This window comes from Pseudomonas sp. G7(2022) (genome assembly GCF_052660475.1).
This window is the reverse complement of record NZ_CP109659.1, coordinates 732,640-748,781: the sequence shown is the minus strand read 5'-3', so window position 1 is coordinate 748,781 and position 16,142 is coordinate 732,640. Positions and strand designations below refer to the sequence as shown.

The window sequence follows — 16,142 nt, the reverse complement described above, 5'->3', positions numbered from 1 at the left end:
CATGGAGCCTTCGTCATGATCGGACCGGTGATTCTCATCGTCATTTGCCTGATGCTGCTGGTGCTGTCCATCCGTCTGTTCCTGCAGGGTGTACGCAAGACCGCCAACGAACGAGTGCTCAAGCGACTGGCTGCCGGGCAACCGCAGACAGCGCCCGGCAAAACTTCGTGGACAGGGCTCGAACGCATGTTCCTGAAGGCCGGCCTGGGCCGCCCCGGCGAGCGTCTGGGGTTATGGCTGGCGTTGTGGGCCATCGCGATGATGCTGGGTTATCTGATCGCCGACTGGATCGGCCTGCTGATCCTGACGCTGGCGCCGCCCCTGGTGTTGCGCCTGTACATCGCCTGGCTGTATCACCGCCGGCTCAATCGCATGATCGAGCAACTGCCGCAGCTGCTGGACCACTCGGTGCGCAGCCTCAAATCCGGGCGCACCCTGAGCGACGCCGTGCTGGGCGGCATCGATTCCTGCGAGGATCCGTTGAAGACTGCGATGGGCCGGGTGCAGCGCAACGTGCAACTGGGGGTGAACCTGCCCGATGCGGTGAGCGACTTCGCCGAGCTCTACGAACAGGACGAACTGCGCATGTTTGCCCTCGGCCTGAAGGTCAATCACCGCTACGGCGGCAATGCCAGCGAACTGCTGGAAAACCTGATCAAGCTGATCCGCGAACGCGATCAGGGCGCCCGTCAGCTGCGCGCCCTGACCGGCGAAACCCGCTTGACCGCGTGGGTGCTCGGATCACTGCCTGTGATCCTGGTGAGCTACTTCATGCTGACCAATCCCGGCTACATGCTTGGCATGTGGAAAGACCCCGGCGGCCAGACCATGCTGATCGTCGCGGTGGTGCTGCAGGTGATCGGCAGCCTGGCGCTGTGGCGCATGTTGAGGAGTGTCTGAGATGGTGATCCTGGCCAGTCTCATGCTGCTGCTCGGGGCGCTGCTGCTGGTCGGCAATCATTTGCTGAGCGAACGTCGCCGGGTGCGTCAGGTCAACCAGCGCCTGCTGGGCCATCTGGTGCGAGAGAGCCGCTTGCGCACCTTGCTGCGGGCGCTGGGCAACAGCCGGTTCGGCCAGCGTTCGGTGAGCATGGACAGCGAAACCCAGACCTTGCTCAACCGCCTCGGCTGGCGCCGGACCAGTGAACGCTCGCTGTTTGCCGCGTGCCAGATCGGTACACCGTTGCTGGCGCTGGGTATCGGTTTGTTTCTGCAGGAAGTGTTCTTTCCCCAGGCGCCCAAGGGCTGGCTGGTGCCGATGCTCGCCACCGGCACCGGTTACCTGCTGCCCAAGCGCCTGCTGGCGTATGCCGCCGCCCGACGGCAGAAAATCATTTCGGTGGAGGTTTCGACGTTCATTCCTCTGCTGCGCATCCTGTTCGAGTCCGGCATGGCGGTCGAACAGGCACTGCGCGTGTTGAGCATCGAAGGACAGAAACTGCTGCCGGAACTGACCAGCGAATTGCGCCTGATCCTTGCCCGCGTCGACTCGGGGCTGGAGCTCGGCCAGGAATTGAACAAGTCGGCGGTGATGCTGGCGGTGGATGAATTCACCGACACCTGCGTGATCCTGCAACAACTGATTCAACAGGGTGGCGGCGCGATGAAATCGCTGCTGGCGCTCAAGCAACTGCTCGATGACCGACGCCTGACGCGCTTGCAGGAATACATCTCGAAGATGTCGGCGAAGATGTCGGTGGTCATGATGCTGTTCCTGTTTCCGGCCTTGCTGATCGTACTGGCGGGCCCCGGATTTACCGCAATCACCCGGGCGTTTGCGTCCTGACATGGAGAGCGTTTGATGAAAGCACTGATGGTGGTGGCAAGCCTGTTGCTGCTGGGCGGTTGCGCAACGGACGGTCAGGCGCCGTGGACCGCCATGCTGGCGCCGAGCAGTTGCAGCAAGCTGAGCGCCGAGCAGGAGCTGTCGCTGAATCTGGTGGACGACCTGGCCAACGACGGCAAGCTGCACGCCAGTCTGGCCAACCTGCAAGGCCTGCCCGACAACCTCGTGGAGGTGCGTCTGCGCAAGGCCAAGGTCTATCGTCTGCTGGGGCGCAGTGAAGCCGAACCGCTGTATCGCGGCCTGCTCGGCACCTGTCTGAGTGCCGACGCCGAACACGGTCTGGGTCAGCTGTATGCCGCCCGTGGCGACAACGGCCAGGCCCAGGCGCACCTGCAGCGCGCCGTGCGACTGGCGCCGACCAATGAAAACATTCACAACGATCTGGGCGTGGTGTACCTCAATCAGTTGCGGCTCGAAGACGCGCGCTTCGAGTTCCTCACGGCCATCGAGCTCAAGCAGAACAATCAATTGGCGACGCTGAATCTGATCACCCTGCTGATCTACCAGAACAACTGGCAGCAGGCTGCCGAAATCGTCAGTCGCGCACACCTGACTCCGGAACAGTTCACCGACGCTCAAGAGCGGGCAGAAAAACTCAAGTCGCCCGTCAAGGCGAAAGCCGCCGCGGGCAATCAGGTCGCGGTAGTGGCTGACCCGCAACCGGCGACCATCAAGTGATCCTCAAGGAGGTGCCATGAACATCGTCAAGACACTGTGCTGCGTGGGGCTGCTGAGCCTGCCGCTCGGCGCACAGGCCATCGACGCCGGCCCCGCCTCGGCCCAGCAGCAGGAAACCGAGGGCTGGCTGTTGCTGCAAAGCCGCAACAAGGCCGCGTCCCCCGATCCGCAGGCAGCCACGGCCACCGAACGTGAACTGGCCATGCAGCGCTGGCTGAAGAAATACAAATATGACATCCCCGACTTCTATGACCCCGATGCCGGGGGCAAGATCGAGAGGAAGAACTGACTGGAGGTGTCGACGTTCCTGGCCGCCCGATGGCGGCCAGGAGCAACGAGCTAGTGCGCGGTAACCCGCTGACGTAAAGCCGCAGCACGCGGCGTAAGCGCCAGCGCCAGTTGGGTGCGGTTGTGCATGTGGGTCAGGCGCAGCACCTGCGAGACGTAAAGTTTCACGGTGTTTTCGGTGATGCCCAGCTCGCAGGCGATCTGGTAATTGGTCTGCCCCTTGCCCACCAGGCGCGCCACGTCCAGTTGCCGCGGCGACAGCTGATTGAAAATGGCCGGGATCTCCAGCACGTCGGTGTCACCCGATGCCTGCTCACTGACGGGGGCCGGCCCGCGGCGCACTTTGTCCAGATCCTGATACAGATCATCGATGGACGACGACAGGTCCTGCAGTTTCTGATTCAACTGCCCCAGTTGCAGGGTTTTGTGCCGCTCCTGCAGAACGGTCTCCTGACGCTGCAGGCCTTCGAGCAGTTCATCCAGATTGACCGGCTTCTGGTAGTAGTCGGCAATCCCGGCACGCAGCGCCTTGATCACATCCTGTTTGTCGGCGCGGCCAGTGAGCATGATCGCTTCGAACACTCGCTGCTTGCCGGCCTGGCGCTGCAGCTCCTGCACCAGCTGGATGCCGTCCAGGTCCGGCATGTGCAGGTCGCACAGCACCAGACCGATCGCCGGATCCTCGGCAAAACGCTCGACCGCCTCTTTGCCGGACCCGCAGGGGACACAGCGATAGCCGCTGCTCTCGAGAAACTCACAGAGTTCCTCGACGATCAGTGCCTGATCATCGACCACAAGAACTTTTACCGCAGATGTAAGCTTGTTCACGTGCCACTCCATGCCCGGGCCAAACCTGACCGTTCCTGTACTGTCAGCCGTTGGCTGTATAACCAGTACATTGAAAGTAGACGCACTTTCCGACTATGTACATAAGACTAGTGGCGTTTGGCGACTAATGGATCCAAGGTAGTGCGAGTAAAAAACCGATCAGCACGAACGGCGCAAATGGCAGCTTTTTTGACATCGATGGCGCCATATATCGAAGACGTTGCCTAACCCCTTGACTCATATGAAGCCAGAGTCTTGGCGCCAGCAGGATCCAGACAAGGCTCGCAACGCCGGCGCCGATAAATATCCCGAGCAGCGATGTACCGTCCGTCGCAAGGCCAAGGGCTGTCATTAATTTCACATCCCCGGCCCCCATGCGCCCCATGAAATACCCCGGCAGGGTGAACGCCAGCGCCACCAGGCAGGCCCAGCCGCCCTGTTCCGCTGCGGCGCCCATCCAGGTGGTTCCGCAATACAGCAGATAAACCAGTGCCAGGGCGCCAACGCCCAATGTCAGGAGGTTGGCGATTCTCCGTTGCCGGGCATCCTGGGCTGCACACAAGCCCAACCAGATCAGAAGAACAAGGCTTTGCATCCGGTAAAAACCGTCCGTTTTGGCTGAATGATTCTATGCTGATACTACGCAGTGACTGTCAGGGTAGACGCACGGATGAAAACCGGCTCTCGCAAGGCACAAAAAGGTGCGGTGGCGATCGAATTCGCCCTGGTGTTCGTGATCTTTTTCGCGGTGTTTTACGGCCTGGTCAGCTATGCCCTGCCGTTCGTGCTGATGCAGACGTTCAATCAGGCCACGGCCGAAGCGGTCCGCCGCAGCGTCGCCGTCGACCCTGCGACGCCCAACTACTCGACGGTTGTCGTCAACACCGCCAATGCCGCTCTGACGCAGCAGTTTTCAGGCTTGCCAACGTCCCTGAACGTGGTAGTAGGCGTGGACACTTCAGCAACCTATGACTCAACGCTGGGCACGCTCACCGTCAGCGTCAATTACCCCGTCAGCAAACTCAATCAGGTCATTCCGTTTCTGGTGTTGCCAGGCATCGGCGCCGTACCCAGCCTGCCCACCAACCTGACCGCCAGCTCGAGCCTGAAATTTTGACGGCCGGGGACAATCTGTTCGGCCGTCTGCTCAAGCGCGCCCCGCTCGCCGGGGACTTGCCGGACGTGCTCGGCTCACCCGCGACGGGCCTGCATCTGCACCTCGATGGCGAAGGCGCCGTGTTGCAAATGGCCGGCCCCTTGCGCCTGTTGCTGGCGCAGCAGATACCCCATGACAAACCGTTGCCACTGCACAACTTACTGCTACCCCACAGCACCCTGGCGATCGAAGGCCGGCCGCAGGAATGGCAAGGGCAACTGCTGGACCTGGACTTCACCGGTCTGGGCGAACAGACCCTGCACCTGCGCGGCTGGGCCCAGCCTCTGGGCCACGGCTGGCTGCTGCAACTGATCGACATTGCCGACCTGCTGTCCGAACGCCGGCAAGCGCATCAACGCGAGGCGTGCCACGGGATTGCCGAGCAGATCAGCAAGCAGTTGCGCAGTTGCAGCCTGGGACGACTGCCGATGGTCGTCAGCGATCAACTGCAGATAATCGCGCAGCGCTGGCAGATCCCGTGTGTGGCACTCGCCTTGCTCAATGAGCAGGAACAGGTGTGGCAGATTCACTGCCAGTTCCACGCCCACGATGCGCCCGCGCTATGGCAGGACGGCCAGCGCCTCGGCACGCCGCTGGACAGCCTCAATGGCGCCGGCCCGCAGCGCCTCGGGGCGCATTACGGTCAGTATGAACACACACGGGTGCAGGGGCTGTTCGGCAATGCCGAGGGGTTCGCCGTGCCCTACAGCGATGATCGTGGCGTGATGGCGTGGCTGCTCTGCGGCTTTTATGCGGTGGACAAGACCGCGCCGTATCTGACCGACCGTGACTGGCTGATGCTGGCCGGGGCGCTGGCAGGTCCGTTGCTCGGGCGATTGCGTGAGCAGCAGCATCAACTGCAGCTGGAACGACTGGAGTCGTTGCAGACATTGCTGGGCACCGGCTGGTGGGAAATCGGCAGCAGTGGCGAACACATCCAGCTGGCCCCGACACTGGCCGCCATCCTGCAACGGGACAGCTCGACGCTGACCCTGGAAAACTGGCTGAATCTGATCCACCCCGCTGACCGCGAGGAAGTGCGCAGCCGCCTGCAGGACCTGCAGGTGCACGGCGAAATCCTTGACCTGTGCGTGCGCCTGCAGCTTCGCGACAGCAGTCAGCCCCCGGCGTGGTATCGCCTTCAGGGGCAGGTCAGCGGCACCGGCGATCACCGTCGGCTGGCAGGCTTCATGCTGGACATCAGCGACATCAAGAATCAGCAGCAACTGGCCGCTGCGGCCCATGCGCGACTGAACAATCTGATCGCCAGTTCACCGGCGGTCATCTATGTCCAGCACTACGTCGAGGGCGCGTTGCTGCCGGCGTTTTTCAGCGCCAGTCTGCAACCGTTGCTGGGCTGGAGCCTGGAAGACTGCGATGCCGGCGCACTGGTGGAGCGGATACACCCGGAGGACCGGGCCCTGTATTTCGAACGCACCCGCCAGCTGTTGCGCGAAGGGTTGGTACGTGCCCGCTATCGCTTGCGCGACAGTCGCGGTGATTACCACTGGCTGCTCGACGAGGCCCGCCTGCTGCGCAATGACCTCGGCCTGCCGGTGGAAGCCGTCGGCTTGTGGCTGGACGTCACCGAGGCGACGCTGGCTGCCGAACAAGTCAGACAGAGTGAAGAGCGCTACCGGATTCTGGTGGAGGACTCGCCGGCGATGATCTGCCGTTATCGTCCGGACCTGATCCTGACGTTCGGCAACCAGCCGTTGGCGAAGTATCTGGAATGCGCTCCCGAAGATTTACCGGGGGTCAATCTGGGCAGCTGGATGTCGGACGTACAACGCGCAGACTTCGTCGAGCGCCTGGCGTTGTTGACCCCGGAATCCCCCGTCAGCACCGCCGAAATCAACCTGCAATTGCCGGGGCGCGAGCATGCGTGGTGGGTGTGGTCGGATCGGGGCGTGTTCGATGAGCACGGGAAACTGATCGAAGTACAAGCCGTTGGCCGCGACAACACCGAAGTGCGCCGCTCCCAACTACAACTCACCCAGAGCGCAAAAATGGCCACCCTCGGCGAAATGGCCACAGGTCTCGCCCACGAAATCAACCAGCCGCTGAATGTCATGCGCATGGCCATCGTCAACGTGCAAAAACGCCTGAGCAACGGCGATGTGCAGATCGACTACCTGACCGACAAACTCAACCGCATCGACGCCCAGGTCCAGCGTGCCGCGAAAGTGGTGGATCACATGCGGGTGTTCGGCCGTCGCTCGGAAATCGAACAACAGTTGTTCAACCCCGCCAGCGCCATCGAAGGCACGCTGTCACTGCTGGCCGAAGGCATGCGCGGCAAAGGCGTGGATTTGCGCATCAGTGAAACCGCGTTCGAGGTTCAGGTGCGCGGATACGTCGATCAGCTTGAACAGGTGCTGATCAACCTGATGGTCAACGCCCGGGATGCGCTGCTGGGCAAACGCGAGTCCGATCCGGCGTTCAAGCCGTGGATCTCGATCTACGCCGAACGGGATGAAGAAAAGGTGCGCCTGTGGGTCGAGGACAATGGCGGCGGCATCGACCCGCGTCTGCTGGAGCGGATTTTCGAGCCGTTCTTCACCACCAAACCGGTGGGCATCGGTACCGGTCTGGGGTTGTCGGTGAGTTACGGAATCATCGAAAACATGGGCGGCCATCTGAGCGTGTGCAACTCGGCGGACGGTGCGCGGTTCTGCATCGAACTGCCGATTGCACCCGATGACTAGATGACGAGATACGCCTTGCCGGTCTGGCCGCAGGTCATGTTGGCGCCGACATCAACATCCATCAGGTTGATCCCCAGCCCCTTGAGAAGGTTATTGAGCAACGGGTCGAGCAGCGGGCTGACCAGGTTGGTGATCAGCGGTTGCAGGATTGTCGTGACGCTACTGATCAGGCCCGCCACACCCGCTACAACGGAGCCCAGCGGATTGCTGCCAATCGGTTGGTAGACAATCAGATTGATTCCGGCGAGCGTGCTCGACAGGCTGTTGACGATGTTGCTGGTGGGTACGACGGAAATCACGCTCGGCGGCTGTTTCAGGTTGGGTGGCGTGGCGAACGGTGTGCTGCTGGAAAACACCAGATCCTGAGTGTTCTGCGCCACGCTGGTATCGACCATGATCGCGATACCGCCGGCGCCGTATTGCACGTGGGTACTCGAGTCACAGCTGCCAATACCTAAAATCGTATGGCAGGTCACAATGCCCAGGTCCACCAGCGGCAACGGGGTGACCGTGGGTTCGGCAGAGGATGAAAACGCGTTGGTCGGGTCAATCTTGCCCAGTTTGAGGTCGGCAATCGAGGTGATGGTGTGGGCCGTCAGGCTTTTGGTGCCGGTATTGCCGGTCGGGCAGCTGTAGTCGGTGACGTAGCTGATGGCGCCGCCGGCATCCAGGCTGATGTCGATTTCCGGTGACGGCAACAATAACGGGTCCATCCGTTGGCAACTGAGGCAAAGGAGTGAGTTGGCCAACGAGACCAGATTCAGGGTCAACAGCTGATTGACAGTCGTGCTCAGAGTGCCGACCAACCCCAATACCGCGTTGCTCAGCCCGGCCACCCCGGTCAACACCGGCAGATTCACCGAGAGCATCGTGCGAATCTGCGCAGTGCGCACATAAATCCGGTTCGGCCCCAGAGGATTGGCCTTGGCCAGCGCCGGATCACCAATCGCCGAGAACTGCGGCGGCTCGATCACCTTGACCCGCACCGTAACATTCGCCAACCCCAGCACGCTGATTGGCAGGGTCGCGGCCACCGCACTTTTGCTGTTGGCCAGTTGAATCACGCCCTGAACCAGTTGTAACAGTTGCAGATTGGCATCCAGCCCGGCCGCCGTGGTGCCGGTCTGCAGTTGCAGGATGTCGCCGAGTTTTACCGGCGCAGCATTGATCGCCGCCACTTGCAACTGACCGAGCGCCGTAATCACATCGGCGGTGGCACCGTTGAGTTGCACCACGGTAGCCGCAGCCTGGATCAATTGGGTCACCGTGGCCTGGGTATTGAGCAACTGGCTGTAATTGCCGGCGGCCACGTTGAGGTTGATTGCCAGTTGATTCAGGTAGCTGAGCAGATTGATGTCGGTGTTGAGCAAGCCGTTCCAGCCCAGGGCCGTCAGATTGACGTTGCCGCCGAGCAATCCGGAAAACAGCGGGTTGAGGATGTTCGATTGCGCGGTGTCGATACTGGCCAGATTACTGCGGATGTTCAATTGAGCGACGGTCGGCTTGGGCTTGGCCGCCACCGCCGAAGCGTAGAGCACGGTATTGAGACTGACCGGTGCGGCACTGAACAGCGCCTGCACGCCGCCGGCAAAACTGGTGGTCACGGTGCGGTTGGCCGCGACCTTGACCGCCTCTGATTGCGTCGCGTCAACCGTAAACGTGCGCAGGCCGGTGGCGGCTGTCACCAACTTTCCGCAATCGATCACAAGGACGTTATTGGCATCGGCGACAAACCCGTTGCGTGTCGCACTTTGCCCGGCGTAGCTGGCGGCAGTGAGGCCCGGCAGGCAATTGCCGCCACGGCTGACCGCCTCCAGTGCCGCGTTATCCACCAGCCGCTGCAATTTGCGCTGTTCCATGTACAGACGGCCGGTGTCCACCACCAGCAACATCAGGATCAGCGCGAGGCTGAGGGTGGCAGCCGCCATCAAGCCGATGGCCCCGCGCTGCCGGGCGGGGCCGCGACACTGCGAAAGACGCGACATGGCGCACTCCTTTGCCGGCGCACGGCCGGGCGCAAGCTCCATTGGTGGATGTCAGTGTAGACGCGGCGTGACGACACGGCTGGCAACACGCCAGCCGTCCCTTCAGAAAAAACGGGAGCTCCTGGGCTCCCGTTCAAGGCGCTCACTTAGCGCGGAGGGTAGTTCGACAGGATACGCGTCACCGTTTCATGGATGGCGCTGCTGCGATCCGCAGGGTTCGGCGTGCGGCTGAGCATCTGCTCGTCGCTGCCTCGCCACACCAGTTTGCCGTCCTTGCCGTCGAGCAGGTCGATCTGAATGGTCGCCACCTTGTAGGTGACGTTGCGGGTTTCGTTGTACATCGGCCCGCCCCAATAACCGTTCCATGGACCACCCCAGCCACCGCCGTAATTGGTGGTGACCTGTTGCTGGCGATCCTCGACGATCAGGTAGGCCTGCACACTCAAGTCACCTTTGCGGCCCGCCGTGGCCGGGCGCAGGCCGCGCTGGTCCAGTTGATCGGCGACCGACTGGCGGATCCGCTGTTCCGTCAGGTCGCTCTTGATCCGAGGATCGTCGGGGCGGTACTGCAGGGCAGGCTCTTTCCAGCTCCAGCTGCGGTAGGCGGCGAAGTCGCGGCTGGCGTCAAAGTCATGATTGACCTGGTTGGTGGCGCAGGCACTGAGCAGCGCGGCCACAGCCAGTAAAGCAAAACGGCGGAACATGGTTTTTCTCCGGTGGAAAACATGAACCTGAGGGAGCTTCCGGTTCACGGGAAGCTAACTGGGAGGATACGCCGACATGGCCTTTTCGACAGCCTCCCGGATCGCATCGGCACGGTCACTCTGGTTGCCCTGAGTGCCGGTTTCGGCGCTGGCACTCCAGACCGGCTGGCCGGTGCCGGCGTCGAAAAGATCGACCCGCACCACCACGACCTGCTCCTGATAGGTGCGGACAATGGGCACCGTGTTGTACATCCCGTAACCCCGGCCGTAACGGTCATAACCGCCGTATCCACCGTAGTAACCGTAGTCGTCCTGGACCTGACGCAGGCGGGTTTCCAGGCTCAGGTTGGCGCTGACGAACAAGTCGGCCGGGCGATTGTCGTGCAGCGGGCGCAAGCCGCGCTGGTCCAGTGCACTGCTGACGGCCTCGGCCACTTGTGCCGAATCCGCCCAGGCACTCCCCGGCGGCAGGCGCCCGTTGAGCCACGCCCAACTGCGGTAGCGCCCGTAATCCCGCGGTGGCGCGGGATAAGCGCTGCGGTCGAAGGTGGTCGCAGCTTGCGGTGGCGCCGGCGGCAAGGGCCGCGACTGCGCCACATAAGGGTTGCTGCCCTGGCAGGCGGCCAACCCCAGACAGATCAGCAATAACCCTGAATGACCTTTCATTTCATGCTCCGATCAGATCGGCCGGCAGATCCAGTGCAAGTAGCGCCCAAGCCCGGCGAAGCTTGGGTGACGACGGTGGGCGAGTTCCATCTCGAGCAAATCAATCAACTCGGCGCGGGCCTGGAATTCCACCGGCATGTAATCGTGGAAAACCCGCACCCCGCTCTGGGTTTCGACCTGCCACAACCCTTCGAGTTGCGTGGCCAGCTCCCGAGGATCCAGGGGCTGCTGCGGGGTCAGGCTCTGCTTCTCGCCGGCCATGTCGTTCTTGCGCATCTTCTTGAAATGGCCTTTGAGCAGGTTGCGATAGACCAGCGCATCACGGTTATAGAACGCCAGCGACAGCCACCCGCCAGGTCTGGTCAGTTGATGCAGCACCGGCAGGATCGCGTGGGGTTCGGCGAGCCATTCGAGCACCGCGTGACAGATCACCACGTCATAGGGTTCGGTGAGTTGACCGAGCAACGCCTGCCACGGCGCCTGAATGAACGTCGCTGTCTGCCCGGCCTCGGCAAAACGCTGACGCGCGCCTTCAAGCATCGGTTCGGCCGGCTCGGTGAAGGTCACGTCGTGCCCACGCTCGGCCAGCCACAGAGACATGTGGCCCAGGCCGCCACCGATGTCCAGCACCCGCAACGGACGATCCGGCAAGGCTTCTGCAAGATCGGCCTGCAGCACCGCGAGGCGGATCGCGCCTTTGGCACCGCCATAGATTTTTTCGGCGAAACGGGTCGCCAACTGATCGAAATGACGGTCGCTCATCAGCTGAACCGCCGTTCGCTGTCGGCGAGTTTGCTACGCACCACTTCATTCATGTCCAGCCCCAGTTCGCTGCACAGCAGCAACAGATAAAGGACGATGTCCCCGACTTCCTGGCCGGCGTGGGCCAGTTTTTCGGCGGGCAGTTCGCGGGACTGGTCTTCGCTCAGCCACTGGAAGATTTCCACCAGCTCGGCCATTTCCACGCTGGCCGCCATGGCCAGGTTTTTCGGGCTGTGAAATTGCCGCCAGTCATTACGGTCGCGAATGGCGTGCAGGCGTTCGGTCAGTTCAACAAGGTTCATCGTTTTCTCCTGAAGGCGTATAGCTTCGAGGGGATGCTGCGCGAAGGCAAGGGGCAGCCACCACCCGGCAAACCCTCTATGCTTGCAGGGAACTCGACCGCCCCTGCCGCGGCCCAAGGCTCAGCTCTTTCATCAGGATGAAAACATGCAGGTAGAAAGCTTCTTCGAATGGCTGGGCCAGGCGCTCGGCTCGATCATCCGCTTCATCGTCGACGGCCTGAGTGGCCTGTTCAACGTGCTGAGCCATGCCGGCGGCAACTTCGTCGACGGGCTGGCGAAGGCCCTGGGCATGGACACTTCGATCATCAGCATCATCGCGTTGATCGTTGGCCTGATGCTGCTGTGGTCGGCGATCCGCGCCTTCATGAATGCGTCGATCATTGCCGGGATCATCTGGTTGCTGCTGGGGCTGTGGCTGCTGAGCTGGATCATTCACTGACACCTCCCGCTACAATGCCGCTCCCCAAGGAGCCCGCATGTCCAACCTGATCGCCGACTGGCGCGACCGCCCGACCCATCGCCGGGTCTGGGCCCTCGCCGCCCCCATGATTCTCTCCAACCTCTCTGTGCCGCTGGTGGCGCTGGTCGACAGCACCGTCATCGGTCACCTGCCCCATGCCCACCAACTGGGCGCCGTAGCGGTAGGCGCGAGCCTGTACACCGTTCTGGCCTGGGCCATGGGTTTCCTGCGCATGGGCACCACCGGGTTCGCCGCGCAGGCGGCCGGGCGCAGCGATGGTGCGGCACTGCGGCAGATTCTGCTGCAAGGCTTGTTGCTGGCAATGGGGCTGGCGCTGCTGCTGGGGGCCGTGGGCGTGCCGCTCAGCGGCGTCGCCCTGCATTTCATGCAACCGTCGCCGGAACTCAATGAACTGACCCGCGACTTCTTCTACACCCGCCTGTTCGGGCTGCCGGCGGCGCTGGCCAGTTATGCACTGGTCGGCTGGTTTCTTGGCACCCAGAACGCCCGGGCGCCGCTGGCGATTCTGCTGACCACCAACCTGATCAACATCGTGCTGAACCTGTGGTTCGTCATCGGTCTGGACTGGGGCGTGGTCGGCTCGGCCCGGGCCTCGGTGGTCGCCGAATGGTGCGGCGCCCTGCTCGGCCTGGCACTCACCCACAAGGCCTTGCGCGCTTACCCCGGGCATATCGTCTGGGCGGCATTGAGGGTGTGGCAGAGCTGGCGACCGCTGCTGGGGGTCAACCGCGACATTTTCATCCGCAGCCTGGCGCTGCAATCGGTATTTTTCCTGATCACCGTGCAGGGCGCCCGACTGGGTGATGCCACGGTGGCAGCCAACGCGCTGCTGCTCAACGGCCTGCTGCTGACCGCCCATGCGCTGGACGGCCTGGCCCACGCGGTCGAGGCTTTGTGCGGACACGCCATCGGCGCCCGTGATCGCCTTGCGCTGCGTCGTTCGCTGGTGGTCGCCGGTGGCTGGTCGTTGCTGGCAAGCCTGGGTTTTGCTGTGTTGTTTCTGTTCGCCGGGCACTTGTTCATCGAAATGCAGACCGATATTCAGAGCGTGCGCGAGACCGCGTTCATCTATCTGCCCTACCTCGCCGTGCTGCCGTTGATTGCGGTGTGGAGCTACTTGCTCGACGGCCTGTTCATCGGCGCTACCCGCGCCCGGGAAATGCGCAACGGCATGCTGCTGACCGTCGCTTTGCTGCTGCCGTTCGCCTGGGCGTTGAGCGGGCTGGGCAATCACGGACTGTGGATTTCATTCCTGCTGTTCATGGTGCTGCGCAGCCTGACCCTCGGCACATTGGCGTGGCGACTGCGGCGCAACGACGGCTGGCTTGCCGGCGGTGCTCATTGAGGCGGCGTGTGCCGGATAAACTCGTCGATCTGATCGAGCACCGGCAGGATGCGCGCGAAACCTCGTGTCAGGGTGGGTCGTTCTGCCAGCGTCGACGCAGATGATCGAGCCGCTCTTGCTGGGTCAATCCTTGCGGCGGTTGCATCAGTTCTGCACGCGGATGCAGCAGACGTAGCCACAACCAGTCGTCCAGCACGGCCCGCTCGCTGAAACCCAATGTCAGGCCTTGTTCGACGTGGGAGGACAACGCGCGGTAATCGGTTCCCGTCGATTGGCTCCAGCGCCAGATATGTTGTTCCAGCAGGCAGCGGTGCAAGTGTTCACGCTGATGACGGGTCAGGGACTGCTCGATGTTGAGTGGCTCGACGTCCAGCCCAGGATTGCGCAGTTGCTGCCAGCCCTGGATGCCGCTCGCCCGGTCGGCCCAGGTACCGCCGAACCAGCGCAGCCAACCGATCGGCCCGAGCCAGCGGCTCAACTGGCGCGCATCGCAGGCGTCGAAAAAGTAGCTGGCCGTCTGCCGGTCGTAGTAATTGAGCAGCGCACGATGATTCAGACCGACAGAAACCGTCAGCATCCGTTGCAAATGTTCACGCAGCGATTCGCTCGAGGCATCGCTGCCCAGCAACAGCCCGCACCAGATCTGCGGGTCTGTATGACATAACGCCGACAGCATCGGACAATCGCGCAGATCGACCAGCAACGGCCCCTGCTCGCACACGGGCTGAAACTCCGTACCCTCGAACAGCTTCAGGCTCGGCACATCCGGGAAACCCTGGCGCAATACACTCAAGGCCTGCGCCGCATGCGCAACGTCCAGCAACAGCCACTGCGCACGTTGCCCCGGCGCTGCACCGCTCATCGTCCATCGCCAGGTTTGCGCCCCGCGAGCAGCCGGCAACTGCACACGGCCTCCCGACAGTGATGATAGCTGCCGCCCCCCGGCATCAGGCACAGCAGCAACAGGGGTTCGGCGCCATGCAGCCATTGTGCGATTCCTTCACTGGCCAGCGTCTCGGGCAATGGCGGCGGTTCATCCTCCTCATAGCTGCCGTCGTATGCCGGTGGCTGCAGGACTCCGCTGATGACCGGCTGCTCGGGATCACCCTCAAGAAAACTGACCACCACTTCGACACCCTCGCGCAATGCCTTTGTCGCCGTGTCGGCCAATGCCGGAGCCAGTGGCAGCCAGCAGTGGCTGGGCGCTGCGCCCTCGCCCTGGTAGAGCCAGTCGAACTGCACCGCAACGGGCCTCGAACGGTCAGGTCGGGGCTCATCGACCGCCACGACCCAGGCGCGTTGCAGACTGCTCATGCTCAACGCCGGGCGTTCGACGGCCGGCGCATTGACCTGCAAGTGTTCGACGGCACAGATTCGGTTGCTGTAAGTGGGCTCGAGCAACTGATCGGCGCGATGCTCGACTCGGGTCAGCAACCAGTTCGTACCGCATTGCGCAAATGGCTGCGACGACAGGCTCAGCCATTGACCGCAGCGCAGGGTCGGCACGTCGGAGTGCCCCTGCGCCGATCGAATCCGCCGGGCATGTTCACCGGAGCCACAAGCCTGTTCCCCGGTCGCCCAGCGGCGCACCGCCGGCGCCTGCCCCTCAACGTCGAATCGCACCGCCTCTGATGGCGGCAGCAACGCCGGATCATCGCCGAACACCAGGCAGTGGCTGTCCTGCCCATGCTCGAAGTGATAGTGAATCCGTGCCTGTGCACACAGGCGCTGCACCAGTTGCAGATCCGATTCGCCGTATTGGGTGCAGAATCTGCGGGCCGGATGCTCGACCTGCAATTCGAAGCGGCGCCGGGAACCGGTGATTCCATGCTCCCTGAGCACTTGGTCCAGAATCTGTGGAACAGACCGGCCACTGAAAATCCGCTGGCTGTGACGCAGCCCCAGGCAACTCAGCCGGGGCCCCAGCCGCGCTCGGCACAATCTGGGCCCATGGCCATGTTCGTGCTGGACAAGCCCCTGCAACTGACCGTGAACGCCGTTGCCCGACGGCCCGAAGGACAGGCGTGCCGAGCGATAGAGCAGGCCGGCAAGGTCCAGATGAGGATCGTCGATCAACACATCGATTTCGAACGCAAAAGGCTCGCTGATGGCCTCGCTCCCCGTAAAGGCCAGGACTTCGAACGGGGCAGACAGACCCGCTACATCGAGGCGAAACGACGGCTCGTCGGCTGGATCGAACATGGATGATTCTCTACAGGAGGGGCGGGCGGGGATTCTCGCCGAGAGCCATGGCCGAGTAGAGAGCCGAAGTACAAATTAGGAAATGACCTACGTGAAAAGCAGACGACATCACTTTTCTCGTGAGGACGACAGTCAATTCGCTAGTCGAAAAAGACAAGTCTCACCAGGTTGTCTGAAAACTCCGATTAATA

At 62.5% G+C, this 16,142-nt stretch carries 17 protein-coding genes; 8 read left to right on the top strand and 9 right to left on the bottom strand.

Going from position 1 to position 16,142, the window contains the following annotated elements; genetic code table 11:
- Positions 1–15 precede the first annotated feature (15 nt).
- The 4 genes from NE357_RS03250 to NE357_RS03235 are packed head-to-tail and all read left to right on the top strand — an operon-like array spanning position 16 to position 2,813.
- Positions 16–900: a type II secretion system F family protein gene (locus NE357_RS03250; protein ID WP_169428699.1), complete on the top strand. Its 885-nt coding sequence runs from the start codon at positions 16–18 to the stop codon at positions 898–900.
- A gap of 1 nt (position 901) precedes the next feature.
- Positions 902–1,786 (top strand): type II secretion system F family protein, encoded by an 885-nt coding sequence (locus tag NE357_RS03245; protein WP_169428698.1) that lies wholly within the window; start codon positions 902–904, stop codon positions 1,784–1,786.
- A gap of 15 nt (positions 1,787–1,801) precedes the next feature.
- Positions 1,802–2,524 (top strand): tetratricopeptide repeat protein, encoded by a 723-nt coding sequence (locus NE357_RS03240; protein WP_169428697.1) that lies wholly within the window; start codon positions 1,802–1,804, stop codon positions 2,522–2,524.
- A 16-nt stretch (positions 2,525–2,540) separates the two neighbouring features.
- Positions 2,541–2,813: a DUF3613 domain-containing protein gene (locus NE357_RS03235; protein WP_169428696.1), complete on the top strand. Its 273-nt coding sequence runs from the start codon at positions 2,541–2,543 to the stop codon at positions 2,811–2,813.
- Positions 2,814–2,863: 50 nt separating this feature from the next.
- On the opposite strand, the gene NE357_RS03230 is transcribed toward NE357_RS03235, so the two are convergent.
- A complete protein-coding gene (locus tag NE357_RS03230; protein ID WP_283241397.1) occupies positions 2,864–3,640 on the bottom strand; it encodes a response regulator transcription factor in 777 nt (258 codons plus the stop codon).
- A 124-nt stretch (positions 3,641–3,764) separates the two neighbouring features.
- Complete coding sequence (locus NE357_RS03225) at positions 3,765–4,235, bottom strand: A24 family peptidase (RefSeq protein WP_169428694.1); 471 nt, start codon at positions 4,233–4,235, stop codon at positions 3,765–3,767.
- 75 nt (positions 4,236–4,310) lie between these two features.
- On the opposite strand from NE357_RS03225, the gene NE357_RS03220 reads away from it, so the two are divergent.
- Positions 4,311–4,757 carry a TadE/TadG family type IV pilus assembly protein gene (locus NE357_RS03220; RefSeq protein ID WP_169428693.1) on the top strand — a complete coding sequence of 149 codons (447 nt, stop codon included), beginning with the start codon at positions 4,311–4,313 and terminating at the stop codon, positions 4,755–4,757.
- Positions 4,754–7,504, top strand: coding sequence for a PAS domain-containing sensor histidine kinase (locus tag NE357_RS03215; protein WP_169428692.1), 2,751 nt, complete (start codon positions 4,754–4,756; stop codon positions 7,502–7,504). The genes NE357_RS03220 and NE357_RS03215 overlap by 4 nt, the downstream gene beginning before the upstream one ends.
- On the opposite strand, the gene NE357_RS03210 is transcribed toward NE357_RS03215, so the two are convergent.
- From NE357_RS03210 to NE357_RS03190, 5 genes are all read right to left on the bottom strand, one after another.
- Entirely contained in the window at positions 7,501–9,489 is a 1,989-nt protein-coding gene (locus NE357_RS03210; RefSeq protein WP_169428691.1) for a pilus assembly protein TadG-related protein, read from the bottom strand. The two genes, NE357_RS03215 and NE357_RS03210, sit on opposite strands and share 4 nt — an antisense overlap.
- Positions 9,490–9,635: 146 nt before the next feature.
- Entirely contained in the window at positions 9,636–10,193 is a 558-nt protein-coding gene (locus tag NE357_RS03205; RefSeq protein ID WP_169428690.1) for a DUF4136 domain-containing protein, read from the bottom strand.
- Between the two features lie 54 nt (positions 10,194–10,247).
- A complete protein-coding gene (locus NE357_RS03200) occupies positions 10,248–10,859 on the bottom strand; it encodes a DUF4136 domain-containing protein (protein WP_085732749.1) in 612 nt (203 codons plus the stop codon).
- Positions 10,860–10,871: 12 nt separating this feature from the next.
- Entirely contained in the window at positions 10,872–11,621 is a 750-nt protein-coding gene (locus tag NE357_RS03195) for a methyltransferase (protein ID WP_169428689.1), read from the bottom strand.
- The gene (locus NE357_RS03190) at positions 11,621–11,923 is read right to left on the bottom strand and encodes a MazG-like family protein (RefSeq protein ID WP_169428688.1); all 303 of its coding nucleotides are present in this window, start codon (positions 11,921–11,923) and stop codon (positions 11,621–11,623) included. The genes NE357_RS03195 and NE357_RS03190 overlap by 1 nt, the downstream gene beginning before the upstream one ends.
- 145 nt (positions 11,924–12,068) lie before the next feature.
- On the opposite strand from NE357_RS03190, the gene NE357_RS03185 reads away from it, so the two are divergent.
- Positions 12,069–12,362 carry a hypothetical protein gene (locus NE357_RS03185; protein ID WP_085711241.1) on the top strand — a complete coding sequence of 98 codons (294 nt, stop codon included), beginning with the start codon at positions 12,069–12,071 and terminating at the stop codon, positions 12,360–12,362.
- Between the two features lie 37 nt (positions 12,363–12,399).
- On the top strand, positions 12,400–13,749 hold the full coding sequence (locus NE357_RS03180) for an MATE family efflux transporter (RefSeq protein ID WP_169428687.1): 1,350 nt from the start codon (positions 12,400–12,402) through the stop codon (positions 13,747–13,749).
- Between the two features lie 67 nt (positions 13,750–13,816).
- Here the strand turns inward: NE357_RS03180 and NE357_RS03175 are convergent, their stop codons facing one another.
- Both NE357_RS03175 and NE357_RS03170 read right to left on the bottom strand, forming a co-directional pair.
- Positions 13,817–14,611 carry a DUF4123 domain-containing protein gene (locus NE357_RS03175; protein WP_169428686.1) on the bottom strand — a complete coding sequence of 265 codons (795 nt, stop codon included), beginning with the start codon at positions 14,609–14,611 and terminating at the stop codon, positions 13,817–13,819.
- Entirely contained in the window at positions 14,608–15,951 is a 1,344-nt protein-coding gene (locus NE357_RS03170) for a type VI secretion system Vgr family protein (protein ID WP_169428685.1), read from the bottom strand. Before NE357_RS03170 ends, NE357_RS03175 begins: the two co-directional genes overlap by 4 nt.
- Positions 15,952–16,142: the final 191 nt, after the last annotated feature.

Excerpts from the sequence above, each read along its gene's own strand:
- NE357_RS03250 (WP_169428699.1), top strand. The coding sequence starts at position 16 with ATGATCGGACCGGTGATTCTCATCGTCATTTGCCTGATGCTGCTGGTG.
- NE357_RS03245 (WP_169428698.1), top strand. The coding sequence starts at position 902 with ATGGTGATCCTGGCCAGTCTCATGCTGCTGCTCGGGGCGCTGCTGCTG.
- NE357_RS03240 (WP_169428697.1), top strand. The coding sequence starts at position 1,802 with ATGAAAGCACTGATGGTGGTGGCAAGCCTGTTGCTGCTGGGCGGTTGC.
- NE357_RS03235 (WP_169428696.1), top strand. The coding sequence starts at position 2,541 with ATGAACATCGTCAAGACACTGTGCTGCGTGGGGCTGCTGAGCCTGCCG.
- NE357_RS03225 (WP_169428694.1), bottom strand. The coding sequence starts at position 4,235 with ATGCAAAGCCTTGTTCTTCTGATCTGGTTGGGCTTGTGTGCAGCCCAG.
- NE357_RS03220 (WP_169428693.1), top strand. The coding sequence starts at position 4,311 with ATGAAAACCGGCTCTCGCAAGGCACAAAAAGGTGCGGTGGCGATCGAA.
- NE357_RS03210 (WP_169428691.1), bottom strand. The coding sequence starts at position 9,489 with ATGTCGCGTCTTTCGCAGTGTCGCGGCCCCGCCCGGCAGCGCGGGGCC.
- NE357_RS03205 (WP_169428690.1), bottom strand. The coding sequence starts at position 10,193 with ATGTTCCGCCGTTTTGCTTTACTGGCTGTGGCCGCGCTGCTCAGTGCC.
- NE357_RS03200 (WP_085732749.1), bottom strand. The coding sequence starts at position 10,859 with ATGAAAGGTCATTCAGGGTTATTGCTGATCTGTCTGGGGTTGGCCGCC.
- NE357_RS03195 (WP_169428689.1), bottom strand. The coding sequence starts at position 11,621 with ATGAGCGACCGTCATTTCGATCAGTTGGCGACCCGTTTCGCCGAAAAA.
- NE357_RS03190 (WP_169428688.1), bottom strand. The coding sequence starts at position 11,923 with ATGAACCTTGTTGAACTGACCGAACGCCTGCACGCCATTCGCGACCGT.
- NE357_RS03185 (WP_085711241.1), top strand. The coding sequence starts at position 12,069 with ATGCAGGTAGAAAGCTTCTTCGAATGGCTGGGCCAGGCGCTCGGCTCG.
- NE357_RS03180 (WP_169428687.1), top strand. The coding sequence starts at position 12,400 with ATGTCCAACCTGATCGCCGACTGGCGCGACCGCCCGACCCATCGCCGG.
- NE357_RS03175 (WP_169428686.1), bottom strand. The coding sequence starts at position 14,611 with ATGAGCGGTGCAGCGCCGGGGCAACGTGCGCAGTGGCTGTTGCTGGAC.
- NE357_RS03170 (WP_169428685.1), bottom strand. The coding sequence starts at position 15,951 with ATGTTCGATCCAGCCGACGAGCCGTCGTTTCGCCTCGATGTAGCGGGT.